The sequence below is a fragment of the Paenibacillus anseongensis genome, from assembly GCF_009757995.1.
GTDB classification, from domain to species: Bacteria; Bacillota; Bacilli; order Paenibacillales; family NBRC-103111; genus Paenibacillus_E; species Paenibacillus_E chondroitinus.
The window spans coordinates 510,683-532,904 of sequence record NZ_WSEM01000034.1; the positions used below are offsets into that span (position 1 = coordinate 510,683).

Consider the following 22,222-nt stretch of genomic DNA (forward strand, 5'->3'; position numbering starts at 1 on the left):
AAAAAAAAAAAAACAATGACCAATGACTTCTTCATTGGTATTCCCCCTAATTTAGATAATAACCAATTTCGGATGAGTTTCTCCAATAAATTCCAATATTTTATGGAATTCCAACCATAATCAATGTTTACGTTAAAGACTGCCATTTATATAGGCAGCCTGGTGTCGTTGTTCTATCGTTCGCCATTAGATTAACGAGGAGTACAAGTAGATTAAGAATATTTTAATAAGCAAAATGACCAAAACAGGGAGCCATCCCCAAAAAAAGACCTAAACACGCACTAAACATTTGTTTCCCGAAACTTCTTTTTTCATCTGAGATCTTGATTGTTAATAGAAAACCTATAAATATTAGAAAGAATAAAGTCCTGAAGATACTCTTGAATAGACAGATGGCTCCGCCGAATAAAAATAATGCTAAGATAAAATAAAATATCGATTTTTTCTTGTTCAATTTTCACCTTTGATTTTTTTTATAGCTCACTTCTGCACAGTGTAGAGATTACAATAATTTAGTTAAACATCTAGCTGGGATTAAAACGCGCTGTGTTTTTTGTTATTAAAAGTTTTAGTTTAGCTACAATTCTGAATATTAATTGGAATCGAAGCACTATATAAATCTAAATGGTGCCGGGTTAATTCTGAAAATATTTGAATCATAGTCTCCCACCGATTCCAGTTTATTTTTACTTCATTTTAAAGTTTGCCCATTTGCTTTAGAAACTTCTGGCTAGTTCAAGGGCTCGTTGAATGGCTTTTTCTTTAATAGTTGGTGCTTTATCTGGTTCAGCTCCCGTACCCTCAATATAAATAACTTCTATTGAAGGTATTCCTATGAATTTGCATATAGCTGTTAAGTATCGGTGACTGAATTCGAAGCTTGCTGCTGGTCCCTGAGAAAGCACGCTGCCAGAGGCCTGAATATGAAGCAGTTTTTTGTCAGATGCTAAACCAATAATACCATTTGGCGTATAACTAAATGTTTTTCCAGCTACACAAATAGCGTCAATATAAGCTTTCAATACAGGTGGGAATAAGAAATTCCAAACCGGATTGACGACGACGATTTTATCAGCAGTTAGAAATTGATCAATTAGTTCACTCAAGCGTGCCACTTTTGTTTGAGAACCCGAACTTAATTGTTCAAAAGAACTGCCGTTTCTCAATTGGCTCCATCCACTTAACACTTCAGCATCTAGTTGTGGGATATTCATTTTATATAGATCTAGATGTATAACTTCATCATTAGGGTTTAATTCGCGGTAGGTTTGGATAAACTCATTGCCTACGGATAAACTATAGGATGTTCTCTTGTCTAGTGGGTGTGCGGTTACGTATAAAACGGTTGACATGATTGATCTCTCCTTTAGGTAAATTACATGATATTGATTATAATTAAGAATGACACATATACTTCTGGAATTAATGGTTCAAATAGCAGTAAGCACGTTTTTGAGTACTGGCATCAAAGTTTATCCGTTCGTTAGACTTTATAACTGAACTCCCTACATCTGATGAATTCCATGGCCCAATGCTGTCTCAGCTACTTCTCCCACCATTTCGCCTAATGTAGGATGAGCATGTATGGTTAAAGCAATGTCTTCTAAGGTTGCCCCCATCTCGATGGCTAAACCGAGCTCAGCCACAAGATTGGAAGCCTCCTCTCCAACGATTTGCGCACCAAGCACTAGACCTGTTTTCTCATCAGCTACAAGCTTCACGAACCCCTCCGTGCTCTGAAGTGAAAGCGCCCTGCCATTGGCCGAGTATGGGAATTTTCCTATTTTCACTATATAGCCTTTTTCTTTAGCTTCTACTTCACTCAAACCAACACTGGCAATTTCCGGGTCCGAATAGACAATAGCAGGTATTACTTTATAATCAATTTGACTACTTTGACCAGCAATTGCTTCAGCAGCGACCTTTGCTTCATAGCTTGCTTTATGCGCTAATGCTGGACCAGCAACAACATCACCGATTGCAAAAATGGAAGGAATATTTGTGCGGCATTGTCCATCAATTTCAATTAAACCGCGTTCAGATAATTTGACTCCAATTAAATCCAACCCTAAATCTCCATCGGTGTTGGGACGCCTCCCTACGGTAACAAGTACATAATCGGCAGTTACCTTCTTTTTTTCACCTTTCACTTCATACGTAACGGTTACATTGTGATCTGTTGTCTCAACAGATTGTGCTTGGGTCTCCGTATAAACCTCGACTTTTTCCTTTTCTAATTTACGTTGAACCAGCTTAGTAACATCTTTCTCAAATCCGGGTAGGATGGCGGGTGTTCTTGCTAGGATCGTTACTTTCGTACCGAATTTTGCATACATCTGACCTAATTCGATACCGATGTACCCCCCTCCAACCACAATAAGACTTTGTGGAATAGCTTCAAGAGAAAGAGCTTCAGTAGAAGAAAGGATTCGTCCACCAAACGGAAAAGCTTCAAGCTCGATCGGACGAGAGCCAGTCGCAACGATGCAATGTTTAAAGCGATAGCGCAACGATTCATTCTCATTAAATAGACGCGCTTCCTGTTCATTAATAAACATAGCTTCACCTTGAAAAGTTAGAATTTTATTTCCTTTAAGCAACCCTCCTACGCCGCTTGTTAATTTCTTCACGACGGATGACTTCCACTCTTGAATTTTGACAAAATCAATTGTCACATCAGATGCTGAAATGCCAATATTAGCACTACGATTCATTGTTTCGTACTGATGTGCTGCTGAAATGAGAGTTTTAGATGGAATACATCCTTGATTTAAACACACCCCACCAAACTCGTTTTTTTCAACAATTAAAACATTTTGTCCAAGCTGTGCAGCCCTTATTGCAGCCACATACCCGCCTGGTCCTGCTCCGATCACCAATAGATCAATTTCCAATGATGCGTCTCCAACTACCATACCTGCACCTCCAACATATATAATTCACGATCGGCAAGTAGCCGCTTAATCTCATTCATGAAACTCTGGTCGTGCCTCCTTCAATAATTCGCCTCACCGTCCATTAAGGATTAAGTGAGAAGTTCAGTAGCACGCCAAGAATCACTCTTAGGCGCCGATAATAGAGCTTTTCTCGTTACAATTGTTTCCTTCATTTCTTCGATGCCCCTTCTCGCGTGGATTGTTCTTTCCTTTATACGGTTATTAAATTCAGCGATTCACCGTTTCTTTCTTACGATAAACGCTCTACTCTAAGGACACTAATGAATTTCATGAATTCAATTACCTAAAGTCGACAATGTATATCGACGATTAGATTTGTCTATAATATAACTCTTTACTTTATGGCTGTCAACCATGAATCGTAAGCCATTTAACTTAAAAATACATTTATTTACATGGAGCTGAAATACTCTTCTCAGAAACAAAGTAATGTCCCACTAGCCTTGTGAACTCACCACTTTTGCAAAAACTAAAACAATCGATTACAAAATGATGTCAATAGATTAAGAACAAGAAAATGCTCATTCCAATAACCGAGATGAGCATCTTCTTTCGATAAATAAGTTAGTCAACTTAGAAAATTAAATAAGTTCTTCTATAGGCCTCTATTTGACAAGGCTTTTAAACACACTCTGAGTCATATATAACTTATGATTTAATGACACTAGGTTTATACATTCCTTAACAGTTTCAAATCTTTGAAGAAAATAAAGTATTAGACTGGAGTTGTTGATTAAGCGCGGTTATTGAGTTGAAAAATCGTCAGCTTTTGAAAAATAAGTTTTAGACTGACCCCTATAATGCAAACGACAGTAGCTAGGAACGGGAAAATAAAGTCATAGACTGCCGCTGTCATTGAAACATCGTTATCGTTTGCGGAACTTTTGAATGTTAGTTACTTTTGTAAGGTTCTTTTTAGTTTGAAAAAAAGATTGAACAAATAGCTTGCACCTTACGTGACGTAAGGTTTTATAATGAGGATACCGGCAATCGAGCTAGCGACATAGATTGGAGATGATCAATGAAACGATATTGGAAGGTCGGGGATCTGGCCAAGCTAACGGGGCTAACGGTGCGCACGTTGCGCTTCTACGACCAAATTGGGCTGCTCTCGCCGTCGGCTGCCACGGAATCGGGACACCGGCTCTACGACGACGATGATTTGTCGCGACTCTATCAAATTGTATCGCTGAAGGAGTTGGGCCTGACGCTCGACGAAGTGAAGGTGGCGCTGACAGGCCGCGGAATTGACCCGCTCGAGGTCGTAGGCCTGCAAATCGAGCGAGTACAAGAGCAAATTCGGCGGCAGCAGAAGCTATTGGATCAACTGAGGCACGTGTCTAAGCTGATGAAAGGAAAGAAGCAGGTAACGGTAGACGATTTCACCACGTTGCTACAAGCGATGAAGAACGACTACGAGAAGCCGATCCTGAATCGTCAACAAAGTTGGGAGCAACGTTTTGGCCTGCTGGGGATGTTCTTAGCGGGCGGGGATGAGAAAACAAACAATAAAAAAGAAGAAAACTAGGAGGTTTAAGATCATGAGAGAAAAATTTGTAAACCATGGAACATTCGTAATTGAAAAATCGTATCCGGCATCCAGGGAGCAGGTGTACGAAGCAATGGCTGACGCCGAAGCCAAAGCACGCTGGTTCACGAAGCCGGAAGTGTTCGAATTCCGGGTAGGCGGACGGGAATTCAGCAGCGGCGAAGCGCCGGACGGCGGATTGTTCACGTTCGACGCGACTTACCAGGAGATCGTTCCGCTCGAGCGGATTGTTTATACGTACGTGATGGACTTTAACGGCGTGCGATTCTCGGTTTCCATTACTACGATTGAGCTTGCAGACGCGGATGGCGGCACGAAGCTGACCTTCACGGAGCAAGGTACCTTCTTCGATGGGCTCGATGCAGTGGAGAATCGGGAACACGGGTCGAGGGAGCTGCTAGAGCTGCTGGGCAATTCGCTTGCTCAGAGTGGAGAATCCGTTGTGGCGGAGGACGATGCCGATCTGGCTCCAGGTGAATTGGAGTTTTTCCATACGCGGTTGTACGACTCCCCAAGGGAAGAGGTTTACCGGGCTTGGGCGGAACCGGAGCTTCTGGCGCAGTGGTGGGGGCCTAACGGCTTTACGAGCACCTTCCGAGAATTCGACTTCCGAGTAGGCGGCTTCTGGCGCTTTACCTTTCACGGACCGGACGGCAAGGATTATCCGAACGAGAACAAGTTCATCGAGATCGAGTCGGAGAAGCGTATCGTACTGGAACATCAAGGAGCTCCTGAGTTCCGGTTGACGGTGATATTTACCGATAACGCTGGTCGGACGCGTGTTGTATTCCGTCAACAGTTCAAAGACGAGCAAATATTCGAGCAAGTAAAATCATATTGCCCAGACTCCAACGAGCAGAATCTGGACCGTCTTCAGGCTGTGCTAGATGGACAGCGCGTATAAGTTATTGCTTGGAAGCATGGCTCTTAAACAGCATCGGCCTAAGAACTTTGAGTGTTCTTAGGCCGATTTTGGGTCGTGGTTGGTATTAGTCTAATACTTTATTGTCACGGTTTAATACTTTATTTTCTTCTGACATCAAATAATAATAACAATTTAATTAGGGTAGTTTCTTTATGTAGAGGGTAATAATAATTTACTCCATAAAACACATAACAATATGTTACATGACAAATAAACTTTGAAGTGCAAGAAGCCAGTAAACCCAAAGGTTTGCTGGCTTTCCTAATAAAAGTAAGTTACAAATTTAAGTTTTAAACGGTGTTTTAAAGCACAAAAGTTGGATTACAAATAAGACAAAATCTTCTATCACTTGCTATCATAAAAATCTTATTCTCCACGCAGACGTTTGATATCGCTGATTGGTGGAAGGCCAAATAGACGAGTGTACTCACGACTGAATTGGGTGGGGCTTTCATAGCCGACCTGATAGGCGACGTCTGCGGCGTCCGCAGTTTCTGACAATAAAATGCGGCGTGCTTCCTGCAGTTGTAATTGCTTCTGATATTGGAGTGGGCTCATGGTGGTGACCTTTTTGAAATGCCTATGCAGAGAGGAAGGAGCCATATTTGCGATCAAGGCGAGCTCTTCAATACGCAAAGGTTTGGTGTAATTTTGCTTAATCTGTTGCACAACGTTAGCAATTCGGTTTGAGTTACTGCCACTCATGGCGATTTGTTTAAGCGCATTTCCCTGTCCCCCTTTTAAGACCCGATATAAAATTTCTCGTATAATCAGCGGGGACAGTACTGATACATCCTCTGGATTGTCTAATAACCGGACCAACCGGATAACGGCATCCAAGAGGGGAGATCTCGTTTTGTCTACAAACAAGGCTCGCTGTGAATCTCCCTTAGCAGGGAGCGGCTGATCCGAAACGTTCATCAAGCCAAGGACATCTTTTGGATCAAATTTGAGTTGGATGCATAAATAAGGAGCATCCAGCGTCGCCTGAATTACTTGTGCGGAAACAGGTGAAACTAAGGACACGACTAAATAAGTGGATGGACCGTACTTGTAGCACTCATCCCCTAATATGACTACTTTGGTTCCTTGGGCAACGATACAAATGCTCGGCTCATGGATGGAAAAGGAAGGCAATGTCGTAGCTGAGTCACGTATCATAGAAAGAGACGGAATCAATGTAGGGTGAACCCCATCCCCGTCTGTATTATTTTCGATTAGCTGCGCCAATTCTGTCTGATATGGAACCAAGGAATCTTGCTGAGCGGACGAAATCGGCATGATATTCCCTCCTTATTCTTTTTGCCATTATACCCCCTTTTTGAAGTGGCATAAACCTATTTGAGAGGATTAGGCAATGATTTGCGGTCATTTAGCTACCGTCCTGTACCTCAACTGGCTCATAATTAAGTTGAAGTTGAAGGCAGATGGAATCTTCAATCACAGAAATTCCAACTGGTCAAAAAGGGGGCTAATATATGAAATACAGAATTCTCGGGGCAACAGGCATGTCGGTTAGCGAATTCGCTCTTGGGACGATGATGTTCGGAACAATGGGTAACAGCGACCATGAAGAATCTATTCGCATGATCCACACTGCCATGGATGCTGGTATCAACTTTATTGACACAGCAGATGTGTATTCAAAGGGTGAGTCCGAGGAGATTGTTGGGAAGGCACTTAAGGGAAAGCGTGATAAGGTGTTGCTGGCAACTAAATTTGGCTTACCGATGGCGCATGATGCCAACCAGAGCGGGGGGGCTAGACGTTGGATCATCCGCGCAGTCGAAGATAGTTTACGGCGGCTTGGTACCGACTATATCGATCTCTACCAGATGCATCGTCCCGATCCGAATACGGACATCGGTGAGACTCTCTCAGCACTCTCAGATCTAATTCGCTCAGGCAAGGTTCGTGCAATTGGTTCTTCCACATTTCCGGCGGAACAGATCGTCGAGGCACAATGGGTCGCGGATAAGCACAATCATCACCGCTTCCTTACGGAGCAGCCTAGGTACTCAATACTCAATAGAACGAACGAATCGGCTGTGCTCCCCTCAACGCAACGCTATCGAATGGGTGTTCTGTCCTACGGGCCTCTGAGCAGCGGCTGGTTGTCAGGACAGATGGACCCAACTACAGGTAATCGTGCATCGCTTCAAAAGCGTGCATTCGACCTCTCGGTACCGGGAAATCAGTTGAAATTGGCTGCTGTTCAGCAGCTCACTCAACTTGCCACAGAAGTGGAAATACCTCTAGCGCACATGGCAACTGCGTTTGTCTTGTCACATCCGGCTATAACGTCCGTCATTATTGGCCCGCGGACGCCAGAACAACTTAAAAATCTTTTGGCTGGTGCGGACGTTGTACTGAACGAGGATACCCTTGATCGCATCGACAAAATCGTTCCTCCTGGCACCGATCTTAACGAAGCAGACAATACCTTCTTGATAAATCCAGCCATAGATGATAAGCGTTTACGCCGCAGATAATAATAACTTTAGAGCAACACGGCAATTGTGAGTTTATTATTGACTTAAAGATTAAAAAGAGCTCTCTGTACAATAAAACAGCAGCCTTATTCCGGCTGTTGTTTTTTTATTTGTTTATCCCAGGCATGAAATAAAGCTCATAATGGATTTTGACAACCAGCTTCACTAGGTTAATGTCGTCTTCAATAAGACAGTTCGGGCGATGAACTCTGGAAAATACCGATCTAGCCAATTATGGAAACGTAATTGCAAAACACGAAGGTCAGTTGTCAGGTGCTCGCGAATTTTCATGGCTTTCCTCAGTTCGGCATAAACATCTTGAAGAAGGCTCAGTACAGCGTATCTCCAGTCGTGCGATAACTTTTGCGTCCTTAATGTCATTCTTTGTTGGGGAATTGTCCATAAGCTCCACCGACTCTTTGCATGGAATCTATTCTTGTTGAGAGTTCTGCATTTGCAATTTGACTGATATCACCTGTTGTATGTACTGCCGCGAAGGCAGTATCTGAAGCATCGATCGTGATGTGAAAATTGTTGTTGGAATAAATACTTTTTTCATGTCTTCATTGTAAAAAATACATCGTTAGTTAAGTTGTTTCTAACTTATAAACTTCTCCTGTCGCGATTAATCAATTGAACTGTTTACGATATATTCGAGGAACATGACATAATAATGTCAATCCCCATGCATGCATAGGGACTGACTTTGACAGAATAATAATTAGGTGCTGAAACTCGCCAAGTAACATTGTTGGCTCTGATGTGGCGCTAGCGTATTTACACAACCGGAAACCAACCAGGAACACTCAGAAGTAAATCCCACATGGGATCAGGTATAACCAGTTCTTTTTGAGCCGATTTCGGTAAGGTAGATCTGATTTCGGCATCCCGATTAGTTAGGACCTTTTCAACCCACTTAGGTTCCATTATGATTGCATGCGCTAAGGCCACTAAAGATACACCGGTTTCTAGAGCCTTAGTAACATCTTCCGGCGAATATAGTCCTCCCACTCCTATTACGGGGACTCGATTAGCTGCCCTATCCTGAATTAACAAGACGCGTGACCGAGTATCCTCTTTATCCCGAATTGATCCATCCCAAAAACCTCTTACTGACACATGAATGTAATCGAGCTTCCGTTCAGCCAAAACGTCCACCAAGTGAAGCGTGTCTTCCATAGTGATGCCCGGATTTTCCATTTCTTCAGGCGAGATCCGGTAACCTACGATAAACGGTTCTTTGGCATGTGTAGCTACCGCATTCTGGACACTATCAATAATGGCAAGTGGAAAAGCCATTCTTTTTTCAAGCGTTCCTCCCCACCCATCGGTACGGCGATTAGAGTGAGTGGAGAAGAATTGCTGAATCAAGTACGTATTCGCGCCATGTATCTCAACGCCGTCAAATCCCGCTACAATGGCTCTACGAGTTGCTTCGCCGAAGGCATGAATGATGGTATTGATTTCATCTTCCGTCATTTCCCTCGGCGAAACTGAACCCGGACGTACTGCGGCAATTCCGCTGGCACTAATCGGCTGCTGGCCGCCATTTAAATCTGGCGAGGTCATTCTTCCGGCATGGAATATTTGCAAAATTGCTTTCGAGCCTTGGTCCTGAATTGTGCGTGACAATTTAGTCAGACCTGGAATGCAGCTATCATTATCCGCACCGAGTTCATTTACATAAGCCTGTCCTTCTGGCGTGACATGAGCGCAAGCTGTAATAACTGCACCAACTCCTCCTGCCCGCTCTCGATAATAAGCCAGCTCTTGCTCTGACACGGTGCCATCCTCATGAGAGGAAGAATTGGTCATCGGTGCCATGAGCACCCGATTTCTGAGTTGTACACCTGAACGAAGTTTTAAAGTTTCAAAGATTGGTTTATAGTTAGTCTTCATTTTGGATGCTCTCCTTTATCTTATACATTGTTAATTACTCTGAGAAAAAGAAATGATTTCGAAATTAACTGCTGTGCGTGTCAATAATATTCTTTTTTAATCGTTCTTAAAATTACGATCCATTATATTTTGCACGAACCATCTACCCCGCAAATACCACCTTCGGAACTGCCGTTTATTCCGTTGTCAATCATCTGCAGAGGGTGTTCCTCTCTCCACACTTGTTCAATTATTTCGAGGAATGCATGGCTGCTTCTTACCCCGGATACAGCATACTTATCATTAAAGATATAGAATGGTGTCCCAGAAATCCCCATTCTAGATCCTGTTTGACGTTCTTTCTTGACCGTATCTTTGTATCGATCACTGGACAACATACCAAGAACAACACTGGTTTCAAGACCGCTCTCTCCAGCTAGCTTAGCAAGTGTCTCATGATCGCTGATATCCAGAGCATCGGTAAAGTAAGCTTTATAAATGGTAGCCATCCATTCGGCTGCTTTCCCCTGTTCCTGTGCATAAATTGCCACGCGTAGTGCATCTGTCGTATTGGCTGGAATCAAAGTGTCAAGATTATAAGTGAGGCCAATATTTTTACCCATCTCAACCACCGATTTGTTACTCTCTCTTACATATTCGGAAGACATTCCGCCTCCATGAATCATAGCTGTCCAATCATAATAGTTTTTGCCTGTATGGCTGGGAGCATCGGGAAATAGCTGAAACGGTCTATAGACGATCTCTACTTGTTCCTTCTGTCCGAATTCTTGTAAAGCCTTATCTAAATTCGTTTTCCCGATATAGCACATCGGGCACATGACATCCGACCAAACTTCAATTTTCATGATCACTCCGCCTCTCTTCCGTTTTTTTTATTGCTATACATGGTTAGTTTTCAACATGATTTACTGACATCTGTTGATTAACTCACATGTATTGATTTAAATTATAAAGAGTCCTCATTGTATCTCAATGTTCAAAAAAGTGATTTGTGTCAACTAATTGACACATCGTTCAAATTTGATCAGAATTTAAGCTGGGGGGAAGTGTGAAAAATCATGACTAAAGTAGACAGAAGAACCGTTAAGACTAGGGATGCCATTTATCAAGCTTTAATTGAATTAATGTCCGAGAAAGACTTCGATACGATTACAATTAACGATATCTCGAATAGAGCTAATATACATAGGGGCACCGTCTATCTTCATTATGCGGATAAATTTGATTTACTTGATAAAGCGATAAGAGATCATTTAGAAAACATGTTGAATTTTTGCATTTTATCGAAACTTCCAGAGGAGAAATTAGATTTTGATCACTCTCTTCTGTCGATGTTTCTTTATTTCGAAGCACATTTTTCCTTTTATTTCACAGTTCTTACCAATAAAGGAGTTCCGTGTTTTCAAAAGCAATTAATTGAGCTTGTCAAAAATGGAATTATGGAACGATTGAAAGTAAGCGGGAATTATGAGGAAAGAAACAATGAGGTTGCCATTCAATTTATATTATCTGCTTACGTAGGCGTCGTGGAATGGTGGATCAAAAACAACATGCCCCTATCTCCGCAGGATGTTGCCGAGCAATTGTGGGACATGTTAGAAGGCTATTATGTGCCGAAAAATTCAAATATCAATGGACCAAGATCGATATGAGCGATTCCATCACCATCAATGCGACAATCACTTCACAATACAAACGATCATCAACTAAACTAAATCCTCAAGCATATAGCCGGTTTGACCTTAACGATAAACTCTGACACGTAATTTTCACTATTTTTCGGTTTGTTTCGGGATAACAAAGAAGGGAGATGCTGTAGCATCTCCCTTTACTCAAATAAGTTGCTGACCTCCCTGCTCAGAGAATAGCATGGTTAATACTTCAACACTATATATTTGTAAATCTCCTTTAAAGCCTTTATTTAACCGACTGTTTTTCCCTATCAAGTTTGTTAAGGAGCTCGTCAAGCTCTTTTGAAAGTCCTAATATGTAATCAGATAGTACTCCGTAAGTTTCAGCTGCATTATTCAATTCATAACGTTTCCGTTCGATGGCTAATTCTATATCTGATATAACATTCTGATAATTTAGCAATATAACTCCTCCCAAAGAAATATTAAGGGGGAAAGAGTAAGCAAATTTACTCAAAAGGGTTCACTAGGCAAGTGAAAATGGTTTTATATAACGATTTTTTCAATTAGCACGCATCACTATAGAATGCGTTTACAATTCTTGATTGGGTAGGTATGCTTCCTCAATATTTCAACGCTGCGGCTGCCAATACACCCTCCGGCACTCCACCAAAGCCGATGAGGTGTAGAAAATTCCAACTTCGGGTGAAACTACCGCTTCAATAGCATCAACCACATCCCTATCTCTCATAAATGGCCAAAATGAAGAACCCAAGATTGTTACTTAACTTTCTTTAAATGGAAAAAGACTTTTAATAAGATCCTTGGAAATTTTATCTAGATAAACCTGGAGTACCTCTGGTTTGAAAATAAGGCTTACATTTTTACCTTCACGAATATTCTCTATTAAACCTGCGATTTCAAGCTCCTTAAGATGGTGGGAAATTGTAGATGCACTTACTTTATGGGCTTCGAGCAAAACACTGCACGGCAGTGGCTGAACAGCCACTCTAATTTCTTTCAGAATTTGAAAACGCCTAGGTTCAGCGAGTGCTCTAGATATTTTAGCAAATTGTGATTCGGTCATGTCCGACATTACCACTCCTCCTAGTTTTAAAATACTTAGATGTCAAATGACATTATTAGAATGGGGCATACGCTTAAAAGTCTACTAACTTACTTTTGCAGAGTTCCTTTTCCGTTAATAAGCGCGTCGATGACGAACGTCAGTGATTTGCCTCGGGAGATAGGAAAGTCCGTACGGAAAAACCACTCAGGAACGCGATACACATGATTATTCTGAACAGCTTTCAAGCTTTTCCACAATGAACTTTGCAGCAAGTCATTGTACAACGCCTCGCCTTGTTTGTCGTCTGCTTGCGCAATGGCACCAACATCTAACAAAATATAATCAGGGTTGATTTCTGGAAGCATCTCCATGGAAATTACTTTGTTAACTCCTTCGATGGAAGATACTTGTAGAGGAGCCTTTAGCCCAAGGTCTTGATACAGAAGCGTTCCGGTCAACTGTCGCTCTCCATAAAGCCTGAACTCCTTCTTAAGTACACGCAAGAACATGACCGTTTCATTCGATGGCACTCGCCCATTTATTTGTTTTTTCGCTTCATCTGCCTTCTCCGAATATCGTGTGATCCAGTCTATTGCTTGCCGCTCTCGGTCCAACATCTGTCCCATTTCTTGTAAAGCAACCTGCCAATCTTTAGGAGCCACTGGTACAATGACAGTTGGAGCGATTTGAGACAAGCTTTCATAAGCGATCGTCTGCGCATCAGTCCCAATGATTAAGTCCGGTTCGGTAGCCAAGATTGCTTCTAGGTTAGGCGCATCTCCGAGATTAATTGACTCTTTTAACGGATGACCGTCCATATAGGGAATATCTGTCGATCCTATAAAACTTCCAGTCGCCACTGGTTTGATCCCCAGAGCGAGCAGAGAGTCAGCTATCCTGTAGTCCAATACAGCTATACGCTTCGGGTTGACTGGAATTATAGATACTCCTTTTAGATGCTTAACCAAACGGGATCCTGAAGTTGTCGTGAGTGAAGTTCTTTTATCGGATTCTCTCGGTGGGTCTGGAGATTTATTTTCATGAGAAACGCATCCGCTTAGCAACCAGATGAATATTACTACTCCGAGGAGCAATAGTGATAATAATTTTAGTTGAAACCCGTTCAAGTTCGACTCCCTCCAAGTCTCCAATTTGATAATTCTATATATCACACTTTTACATCTATATCACAAAAAAGAGATCAAAACTTTTCCGCACAATAATTATGTTTTTAATATGGATCTTCATTTAGAAGTTAATATAGGCTTGAGGAGGCAGAGAAACAATAAAAGTTGATTTTTCACGTGAATACCATTCATCACCGATCTGAACTTTTTTTTCATCATATGCTTTAATATTACCCCCACCTGTCATTACTCCGTCATTCATAACTGTTATATAATCGCAGAAAAAGATAGCATTCTCTAACTCATTATCGTATTGAATTATGCTCATATTCGCACTTCCCTCTCCATCTATTAAATGTATAGAGCACTCTTTCGTATTTATCATACAGCTCTATTTTTTATAATTTCTAGATTTTTGATTTCACCGGAACGTGATTACTATTAAATACCTTTGTTATCTAGGAACTCAATTCAGAATCCTTCGAACCAACTTACAATTTAAATCTGTCCACTAATCCTTCCAAGTCACCTGCCATGTTCGCAAGAGTAGAAGAAGATGAAGAGATTTCTTGCATGAAAGCCAATTGTTCTTCAACGGCCGCAGATACATTCTCTGTTCCGGCTGCTGTGGTTTGTGCGACTCTAGCTATACCTTCAATGCCTTGGACGACTTTAAAAGCTCCAGTAGAGATCTGTTGTGCAGCTGCAGACACTTCTTGGACCTGGCTATTTGCCCCATCAATAAAACTTTCAATTTCAGAAAATAAGTTACCTGCACTATGCATAACCTCCATACCCACATTTACTTCTTGAGTTACCGACAACAAGGATTGTTGAGACTTCTCGATCTCCTCTTGAATAGCATGGATCAAAGTTGTGATTTTTTCCGTAGAGATCGAAGATTGTTCAGCAAGTTTCTTCACTTCACTAGCAACAACAGCAAATCCAAGACCGTGTTCACCTGCACGAGCAGCCTCAATTGCTGCATTCAAAGAAAGCAGATTAGTTTGCTGAGCAATTTCTGTAATGGCTCTTGTGATTTGCCCTATCTCTTGCGAAGTATTAGCTAGATGATCAATGACAAGTACCAATCCATTTACAGAACCACTAATGAAATCCATCTGTTTTACGGCAGACTGAATTGCTTGTCCACCTTCCGTTGATTTTTCTACTGCTTTTGTGGTCGTCTCGGCAACGGTTAGCGCGCTTGAAGCGATTTGTTGTATTTTAACAGAAACTTGATTAATTGTTTGTGCGCTTTCCTCTACGGTTTGGGCTTGCAAATTTGCTCCGTTTGACATACGTTCAGCTGCAATAGCAATATCTTCAGTAACCTGAGAGGTGTGAACGGCATTTGCCGACAATTGTTCTGCAGAAGTAGTTAATTGGTTGGAGGATTCACGAACTTCTACAAGAACAGACTTGAGTGTATCGGCCATATGGTTAAATATTGCAGCAACTTCACCGAATTCATCCTTCGATTTAATATTTACACGTTTACTTAAATCCCCCCAGCCGATCCTCAAGGCAGTATCTTTTAAAGTACGCAGCGGGGATACAATAGAACGAACAATGAGGAATACAATTAGGCTTCCTGCAATTAGAGCGATGGCAATTATCAGTATTGTTCTGTTAAAAATCGGGGCTGCTGTTTGAGCTAATTCTTCAGTATACCAAGTTCCTTGTAACTTCCATCCGGTTAAGGGATTCGTTGTAAAATACATTTCTTTAGACTTTCCGTCATTTGGATTAATATAAGCAAATTTTCCAAAATCAGAACCATATATGATTTGTGTAGTATTACCTATTAACACAGCACCTGATTTTTGTGTTGGATGAAATAAATATCGTTCTTTTTCATCAGATAAGAATATATAGCCTTTACTACCTATTTTTACTCCATTCACTATTTCTTCAAATGGTTTAAGACTAAGTACTGCCATAATAATGCCATGACCTTCATTCATAACCTTTGCCATTCCAACAACCGTGTTATTGGTACCTTGAGATATAAACGGTTCCGTTATAATAACTTTATCTTTGTTTTCTGTTGCTTGTTTATACCATGCACTTTCTTTTGAATTTAAATGATTGGGAAGCTTTTCGCTACCAATTAGGGACACACCTCCCTCTGTTTCTGTCGAAATAATAATGTCTTCAAATTCAGGATGAACTACTAAGTATCGATCCAATATTTTTTTAGTTTCTAATTCTTTATCCACCTGTTTTGTACCTATTGACTCGTTGTCAATTTGTCGAGAGAGGAAATCTATACTTTTCATCTGACCCGTTAACATTAGAGTAATTGTTTGATTCAGCATTCTTACATTTTCAGTAGCTGATCGCTCCATTTGTTCATCCACTTTGCTTTTTGCTATCGAATAAGAAAACCAACCAATGGAGAAACTTGGTACTAGTAGTATCAACACGAAGGCTATTATGAGTTTACTTTTCACTAAGCGAAGTTTGGATATTAATGAGTGTACCTTGAGTTGGGACATAATCATCAAAAAACCCTCCTAAGGTTATAATATATATTGAAAAGCAACTGCCTTGGCCGATCCTTTTCAATTGGATTGAAGGACATATGCTATCTTTATTTTGCGATGAGCAATAATAATTGGGAGTTTAAGATTTGAAATTAGCTATGTGATGTCTTACGTCACTATAAAGCACGAAATCTTTCGGTATTTATTTGATTTTCCATCTCAAAAGTCGTTAAAGGTTTATTATAGAGAAACCCTTGAGCGTAATGGCAGCCGTTATTAAGTAAAAATGTATGCTGATCCAAATTTTCAACGCCTTCTCCAATAACTTCAAGCCTCAAACTTTGAGCCAAAGAGATAATCATCCTTGTTATGGCCACATCCTGAATGTCATTCAGATCGTGAATAAATGACCGGTCAATTTTCAGTGCTTTAACTTCGAATCTCTTCAAATAATTGAGAGAGGAATAGCCCGTGCCGAAGTCATCGACGGAAACATACACACCCATTTGATTCAATTGATGAAGTATTTTGATGTTTTTTTCTTCATGATTCATTAATGCACTTTCCGTAATCTCAATTTCCAGGTACTCAGGTGCCAATCCTGTATCCGATAGAACCTCTTTTATCTTCGAAATGAATGATTGCTGCTGAAACTGCTGTGCAGAAACATTCACAGCGATGCGCATCTTTGGATAACCGCGATCTTGCCATTCTTTATTTTGTCTACATGCTTCCTTCAAGACCCATTCTCCAAGCGTTAAGATGAATCCGGACTCTTCAGAAAGAGGAATAAAATCACCAGGCATAATTAATCCCCTCTCTGGATGATTCCAACGAATGAGCGCTTCCGCGCTCTGAACCAATCCGTTTTCTAATTCTATTCTTGGTTGGTAATGAAGAATAAACTGATTATCAACTAGAGCTTTATGAAGCTGGGTATGCAGCAAAAAATTTTCATAAAAAGTGGCGTCATAGGAAGTATGATAAACCTTGGCGTTATTTCTCCCTCTTGATTTTGCCTGATACATAGCAGTATCAGTGTGACTAATTAGCTCATTCGCTGTCAGACCATGATCAGGATAAACACTGATACCGATGCTTAAACCGATTCGGAGTTCATGATCCATAAGAAAGAAAGATTCTTTAAAATAATTTATCAATTTTTCAGCTATGTCTATTGCATCTGATACCGTTGCAACATCCCTAGCCAATAACATAAATTCATCGCCACCAATACGAAATAACCCTTGTTCTTCTCCTGTAACAATTAGTTTCATTCGTTCTGCAATCTGGACAAGAAGCTGATCTGCCATGTTGTGCCCCAGTGAATCGTTGATCCATTTGAATTTATCAACATCGATGTACAGCAACGCAAATTTCTGTTTTGATTGTTCTGCTTCTTTCAAGGTTTGAATCACATGCTCATTAAAATAACTTCGGTTGTATAATCCTGTCAACGTGTCGAAGTAGGCGAAGCGATAAATTTTTTCTTCGAAATCATTACGTTCAATGGCAAGAGAAATAAGATGAGTTAAGGCTTCAATCAACTCGAGTTCATATTTTTTTGGTGCTGCATAGATTTGCGAATAAAGTGTAAATACTGCTACTACCCTATGCTCGTTCGATATAATTGGATAAACATAACACGAATTTAAATCACATTTTATAGCCATTTGTTTAAACACACTTTGCTCCCAATCATCGTTGATATCAGGAATGATTATAGGCATTTTCAGAGTTACAGCTTTAGAGATTGGATCATGTAATGTTTCAAGTGGTTTCTCAAGAATCGTTTTATGGTAATTCTGCAGTATCATATGAGAAGCACCTTCGAGAAACACATTCCTCTGTGGATCTACAAGCAGGATGGAAGCTATTCTTCCCGGCAACTTTGCGGTCGTCTGTTCTTCAATACATCGTAGTATCTTCAATAAAGGTCTTCCCAGTGCGATCTGATTTAAGACTTCGTTCTGGGCTCTAACGACCTCTTCAGAGTGTTTGCGGTCGGTCACATCAATTGAAATACCGTGAAGTACCTTTATTTGACCACTATCATCTTTTTCCAACCTAACTTGTGATTGTATCCACCTAATTTCTTTTGTACACGGATGAATAATCCGATATTCGAGTAATTCATGATGTCCTACGAAAATTTTTTCTTCAAGTATATGTTCATCCTCAGGGTGAACAACGTGAATGAAACTTGAATATTTAAAAGCGTCTTCTTGAGAAATCCCAAAAACTTCCTTGCTACCTTCTGATATATATAATAAGCGTCTTGTTGTATAGTCCCTAACCCAGAGAACGATATCTAGACGACTGATAGTATCAAGTAGTAATTTGCCGGATTGAATAAAGTCCATCATATCTTTGTTTAGTGGTGTTGTTTGATCTTTAACGTTCGAGTTCCAATCCCCAAAAGAGGATATTTGATAGGGAAGCTCCGGAACGAATTGGTTCGATTTCAAGTGATTTTTTATGTCTCGTTCCATGGTGATCTCCTTCCATCATAGATTGGCACACCGAATCTTCTCTATTACATCTACGTGTCAATTGTGATTTTATTAATTTATCATGATAAGCTCATTTTAATGGGAGGCAAATATCATATATATCTGCTAAGTTTGTAACCATATATGTACTTTGGATGTCCCCATCCTCTTTTTCTGATTTTCTATTAATCCAGCATGTATCAATTCCTGAGAGTTGGCCGCCTTTTATATCAGCATTTAACGAATCACCGATAATTAGCGTATCCGTTAAGTTAAAATCTTTAATACGACTCAAAACGTAATTGAAAAAACTCTTCGATGGCTTTTGGAATCCTATACTCTGAGAATCAAAAATATCTTCAAAATATTCATACAAGCCTGACTGTTTCAATCGCTTAATCTGAATTTGGGTTATGCCATTAGTAATAATAAACAGTCTATGGGATACAGATAAGCTTTGGCAGATTTCTAAAGCTCCCTCCATAAGCTGACATCCGTTACCTAAAAATTCTCTGTATATATTTTCCCATGCGTGGCCATCCACAACTATCCCCAGTCTTAACATTGTTTCTGAAAATCTTGAATTTAGCACTTTATCTAGCACAATATTTCCACTTTCATATTCAGTCCATAAATGTTTATTGACAGAGTTATAAGCTTGAAACAATTCATCCGTAAGTGTATATCCAAAATGCTGAAATAGTTTGTTTAACGAATCCTTTTCATTCGCACCGAAATCTAACAAAGTATCATCTAAATCAAATAAAAGTATTTTATAACTCATATTTTCTCCCTTGCATATTTATCAATAGAATGAGAGAGACAGAAGCAAATATAAATCAAGCCGAGTGTCTCTCTTCCAGACGAACCGGCCTCCGAGCGGAAGCATGTGCTGAACGCAACGAAATTAACAGGCAGCTGCTCGGTTGTCAAAATATCTTCCCGATGATAATTCGTAACCAGGACCTTTGCCGTCGGAATTAGGAAATATTCCGAATACTCAACTTTGAAGACATCTTCCTCAAACTTCGGAAGTTGACCTATACCTGTTAAACTATCGAGATTAACGATATATGTCAGCAGCATCTCTTCACAACCATGCTCATCGCTGTTCAGGTCCATCATGAAGTTGATCAATGCGCGTTATAATCTTGCGCAAAGCCCTCTATAGAAAACGAAACGGCAAGCCCGTTACCTTCGCCGCCGCTTCGATATCCAGAATGCCCAGCTCCTGCGCCACTTCCCAGTGCGGCTTCACTTCAAAATCGAATTATGGAGTATCCCCTACACGGCACATCTCCACATTCTCTTCTTCTGAGCGGCCTACAGGCACGCTAGTATGGGGCATATACGGTATAGAGAGGAGAACTTTGTTGAAAGGACTCGTCGAATACGCGAATCTCATCATCCAGCTCTTTAATACGGTCTCCGAATTTCCTGGATCAACTCATCAGCCTTTTACGACCAGCCACCTCATGGAAAACGGTGTTGCGGCGATTTTTGAACTCTCCTGTTTCTTGGAGAAGCTTTCTGCGAATTAAATCTAAGGCTGTAAACCGTTCAGCCCTTCAATCTGCTTGCCACGATTTTGCATCGCTGCTTGCACGGCTGCCAAATCGTTTCGAAGTAACTTTACATCAAACAAGGAAATTCCCGTTAGCGAAAAATGGTTATATATGGAAGCAAGCACCCTTACCGAAGTATCCGGTGATATCAAGGTGCTTGTACCATCAATTATGCTTGACTTTGTTTTACCATATCTATGAAATAGCTGTGCAGACGGAAATCGTCTGTCAGCTCTGGGTGGAATGATGACGCAAGGAGATGCCCTTGCTGCGCCGCAACGATCTGGCCGTCATACGTAGCCAGAACTTCCACACCCGGGCCCACTTTTTCAATCAGTGGCGCACGGATGAAAACAGCGCGAACATTCTCGTCGATGCCTTTAATCGGCAGATCCGTCTCAAAGCTTTCGCGCTGACGCCCGAACGCGTTGCGAGTCACCGTAATATCCATCAGCTCAAGGTGGGCTTCGGGCTGTCCGGTGATCTCTTTCGCGATAACAATCAACCCTGCGCAGGTGCCGAAAATCGGTTTCCCTGCCGCAAAAAACTGTCTCAGCGCTTCGATGAAACCAAACGTACGCATCAGCTTACCAATTGTCGTACTTTCTCCGCCTGGTAGAATAATGCCATCAAGCTCAGCTAACTGCTCTGGACGTTTAACTACAACGCCCTCGGCGCCCGCTTTCTTGATGCCACGAATATGCTCTGCTACCGCGCCCTGAAGCGCGAGAACCCCAATTTTTGTCATTACCAGCCACGCTCCTACATATGCTCGGAAACTTGCAGCTTGGAGATTTCGTTTCCCTTCATATGGCTGCCTATGTTTTTGGAGATTTCTGCAATCAATTTAAAACTGAGGCTGATGAACGGGATATTCAATTTCACATGAGGAGCAAGAACCGTTGAAACGACGATCTCCTTACCGAACACTTCAGACTTCCTTGGCACCAATAGCACATCATCAAACGTTACTAACAGACTATTATTTATGTGCAGCCGGCTGATAATCTCCTGGTACCATACCTGTTGAAATCGCCATTCGATTCCAACAGTTTATTGCATTAATTGCCATGATTAGATCAACAAATTGTTCTTCGTCGAAATATCTGCGTGTCACTTCATAGATATCCTCTGGCACACCTGCATCCGAGATTTTGGTCACAGCCTCTGTTAATGCAAGTGCAGCACGTTCCGATTTTGTATAGAACGGAGCTTCCCGCCATGCATTGAGCAAGTACAATCGTTGTTCCGTTTCTCCCATTGCTCGTGCATCTTTTGTATGCATATCAATGCAGAAGGCACAACCATTAATCTGCGAGGTGCGGATTTTTATCAATTCCACTAATTTTTGATCAAGACCACTTTTCTGCACATACCCTTCCAACTTTAATAAGGTTTGTAAGGAGTCGGGGCTCACTTTCATATAGTCCAATCTAATTTCCATTTGTCATTTCTCCTTTTATTTAGTTTGAATAGCATCTTACATATATTTTTAGTTTCAGTGTTGAAATCCCTTATTTCTGTGCTGGTTGATATTCACCAGGTATCATACCAGTTGAAATTGCCATTCGATTCCAACAATTAATACCATTAATTGCCATTATTAAATCAACAAATTGTTTTTCATCGAAATGTTTACGTACTTGTTCATACAATTCCTTCGGCACGCCAGCATCCGAAATTCTGGTCACCGCTTCCGTTAATGCGAGTGCAGCTCTCTCTGATTCTGTATAGAATGGAGCTTCTCGCCATGCATTGAGTAGGTACAATCGCTGTTCCGTCTCCCCCGCCGCAACTGCATCTTTCGTATGCATGTCAATGCAGAAGGCACATCCATTGATTTGTGAGGCACGAATTTTAATCAGTTCCCACAGTTTGTGCTCAAGACCGCTCTTCTGTACATAACCTTCCAATTTTAATAGTGTTTGCAATGATTCAGGGCGCACTTTCATATAGTCCAATCTGATTTCCATTTGTCATTTCTCCTTTTATTTGGTTTGGATAGGATCAATCATATTTTCACAGTT

The 22,222-nt window shown here is 40.9% G+C and carries 20 protein-coding genes and 2 pseudogenes; 4 read left to right on the forward strand and 18 right to left on the reverse strand.

Annotation, left to right across the window (positions count from 1 at the left end; genetic code table 11):
* Positions 1-716: 716 nt before the first annotated feature.
* Together GON05_RS33325 and lpdA are read right to left on the reverse strand one after the other, a co-directional pair.
* A complete protein-coding gene (locus tag GON05_RS33325; RefSeq protein ID WP_157325617.1) occupies positions 717-1,352 on the reverse strand; it encodes an FMN-dependent NADH-azoreductase in 636 nt (211 codons plus the stop codon).
* A gap of 153 nt (positions 1,353-1,505) precedes the next feature.
* Positions 1,506-2,915, reverse strand: a complete 1,410-nt coding sequence (gene lpdA, locus GON05_RS33330; RefSeq protein ID WP_157325619.1) for a dihydrolipoyl dehydrogenase — start codon at positions 2,913-2,915, stop codon at positions 1,506-1,508.
* 1,063 nt (positions 2,916-3,978) lie between these two features.
* Here lpdA and GON05_RS33335 point away from each other — a divergent pair.
* Both GON05_RS33335 and GON05_RS40000 read left to right on the forward strand, forming a co-directional pair.
* The gene (locus GON05_RS33335; protein WP_157325621.1) at positions 3,979-4,485 is read left to right on the forward strand and encodes a MerR family transcriptional regulator; all 507 of its coding nucleotides are present in this window, start codon (positions 3,979-3,981) and stop codon (positions 4,483-4,485) included.
* 13 nt (positions 4,486-4,498) lie between these two features.
* Entirely contained in the window at positions 4,499-5,410 is a 912-nt protein-coding gene (locus GON05_RS40000; protein ID WP_157325623.1) for an SRPBCC family protein, read from the forward strand.
* Between the two features lie 387 nt (positions 5,411-5,797).
* Here GON05_RS40000 and GON05_RS33345 read toward each other — a convergent pair whose 3' ends face one another.
* Positions 5,798-6,712 (reverse strand): AraC family transcriptional regulator, encoded by a 915-nt coding sequence (locus GON05_RS33345; RefSeq protein WP_157325625.1) that lies wholly within the window; start codon positions 6,710-6,712, stop codon positions 5,798-5,800.
* Positions 6,713-6,909: 197 nt separating this feature from the next.
* On the opposite strand from GON05_RS33345, the gene GON05_RS33350 reads away from it, so the two are divergent.
* On the forward strand, positions 6,910-7,923 hold the full coding sequence (locus GON05_RS33350) for an aldo/keto reductase (RefSeq protein ID WP_157325627.1): 1,014 nt from the start codon (positions 6,910-6,912) through the stop codon (positions 7,921-7,923).
* 201 nt (positions 7,924-8,124) lie between these two features.
* Here the strand turns inward: GON05_RS33350 and GON05_RS39540 are convergent.
* The 3 genes and pseudogenes from GON05_RS39540 to GON05_RS33360 form a co-directional block, all read right to left on the reverse strand.
* Positions 8,125-8,344, reverse strand: a pseudogene (locus GON05_RS39540) (IS110 family transposase); the annotation flags it as partial.
* 356 nt (positions 8,345-8,700) lie between these two features.
* Positions 8,701-9,822 carry an NADH-dependent flavin oxidoreductase gene (locus tag GON05_RS33355; protein ID WP_157325629.1) on the reverse strand — a complete coding sequence of 374 codons (1,122 nt, stop codon included), beginning with the start codon at positions 9,820-9,822 and terminating at the stop codon, positions 8,701-8,703.
* Positions 9,823-9,944: 122 nt separating this feature from the next.
* Complete coding sequence (locus GON05_RS33360; protein WP_157325632.1) at positions 9,945-10,667, reverse strand: DsbA family oxidoreductase; 723 nt, start codon at positions 10,665-10,667, stop codon at positions 9,945-9,947.
* A 213-nt stretch (positions 10,668-10,880) separates the two neighbouring features.
* Between GON05_RS33360 and GON05_RS33365 the strand changes: the two genes are divergently transcribed.
* Entirely contained in the window at positions 10,881-11,474 is a 594-nt protein-coding gene (locus tag GON05_RS33365; RefSeq protein ID WP_157325634.1) for a TetR/AcrR family transcriptional regulator, read from the forward strand.
* Between the two features lie 265 nt (positions 11,475-11,739).
* On the opposite strand, the gene GON05_RS33370 is transcribed toward GON05_RS33365, so the two are convergent.
* The 12 genes and pseudogenes from GON05_RS33370 to GON05_RS33425 all read right to left on the reverse strand — a co-directional run bounded on the left by GON05_RS33370 (position 11,740) and on the right by GON05_RS33425 (position 22,168).
* The gene (locus tag GON05_RS33370; protein WP_157325850.1) at positions 11,740-11,916 is read right to left on the reverse strand and encodes an aspartyl-phosphate phosphatase Spo0E family protein; all 177 of its coding nucleotides are present in this window, start codon (positions 11,914-11,916) and stop codon (positions 11,740-11,742) included.
* A gap of 321 nt (positions 11,917-12,237) precedes the next feature.
* A complete protein-coding gene (locus tag GON05_RS33375; RefSeq protein WP_157325635.1) occupies positions 12,238-12,549 on the reverse strand; it encodes an ArsR/SmtB family transcription factor in 312 nt (103 codons plus the stop codon).
* An 80-nt stretch (positions 12,550-12,629) separates the two neighbouring features.
* Positions 12,630-13,694, reverse strand: coding sequence for an ABC transporter substrate-binding protein (locus tag GON05_RS33380; RefSeq protein ID WP_309491807.1), 1,065 nt, complete (start codon positions 13,692-13,694; stop codon positions 12,630-12,632).
* A gap of 76 nt (positions 13,695-13,770) precedes the next feature.
* On the reverse strand, positions 13,771-13,977 hold the full coding sequence (locus GON05_RS33385) for a hypothetical protein (RefSeq protein ID WP_157325638.1): 207 nt from the start codon (positions 13,975-13,977) through the stop codon (positions 13,771-13,773).
* A 163-nt stretch (positions 13,978-14,140) separates the two neighbouring features.
* Positions 14,141-16,156, reverse strand: coding sequence for a methyl-accepting chemotaxis protein (locus GON05_RS33390; RefSeq protein WP_157325640.1), 2,016 nt, complete (start codon positions 16,154-16,156; stop codon positions 14,141-14,143).
* A 158-nt stretch (positions 16,157-16,314) separates the two neighbouring features.
* Entirely contained in the window at positions 16,315-18,630 is a 2,316-nt protein-coding gene (locus GON05_RS33395; protein WP_157325642.1) for a bifunctional diguanylate cyclase/phosphodiesterase, read from the reverse strand.
* A gap of 91 nt (positions 18,631-18,721) precedes the next feature.
* Positions 18,722-19,414 carry a YjjG family noncanonical pyrimidine nucleotidase gene (locus tag GON05_RS33400; RefSeq protein ID WP_157325644.1) on the reverse strand — a complete coding sequence of 231 codons (693 nt, stop codon included), beginning with the start codon at positions 19,412-19,414 and terminating at the stop codon, positions 18,722-18,724.
* 53 nt (positions 19,415-19,467) lie between these two features.
* Positions 19,468-20,275, reverse strand: a pseudogene (locus GON05_RS33405) (aminoacyl--tRNA ligase-related protein); the annotation flags it as partial.
* Between the two features lie 89 nt (positions 20,276-20,364).
* A complete protein-coding gene (gene pdxT / locus GON05_RS33410; protein ID WP_157325646.1) occupies positions 20,365-20,943 on the reverse strand; it encodes a pyridoxal 5'-phosphate synthase glutaminase subunit PdxT in 579 nt (192 codons plus the stop codon).
* Positions 20,944-20,957: 14 nt separating this feature from the next.
* Positions 20,958-21,239 carry an IMP dehydrogenase gene (locus GON05_RS39845; RefSeq protein WP_397369782.1) on the reverse strand — a complete coding sequence of 94 codons (282 nt, stop codon included), beginning with the start codon at positions 21,237-21,239 and terminating at the stop codon, positions 20,958-20,960.
* Complete coding sequence (locus GON05_RS33420) at positions 21,178-21,639, reverse strand: carboxymuconolactone decarboxylase family protein (RefSeq protein WP_157325648.1); 462 nt, start codon at positions 21,637-21,639, stop codon at positions 21,178-21,180. Before GON05_RS33420 ends, GON05_RS39845 begins: the two co-directional genes overlap by 62 nt.
* Before the next feature lie 70 nt (positions 21,640-21,709).
* Positions 21,710-22,168 (reverse strand): carboxymuconolactone decarboxylase family protein, encoded by a 459-nt coding sequence (locus tag GON05_RS33425; RefSeq protein ID WP_157325650.1) that lies wholly within the window; start codon positions 22,166-22,168, stop codon positions 21,710-21,712.
* Positions 22,169-22,222 lie beyond the last annotated feature (54 nt).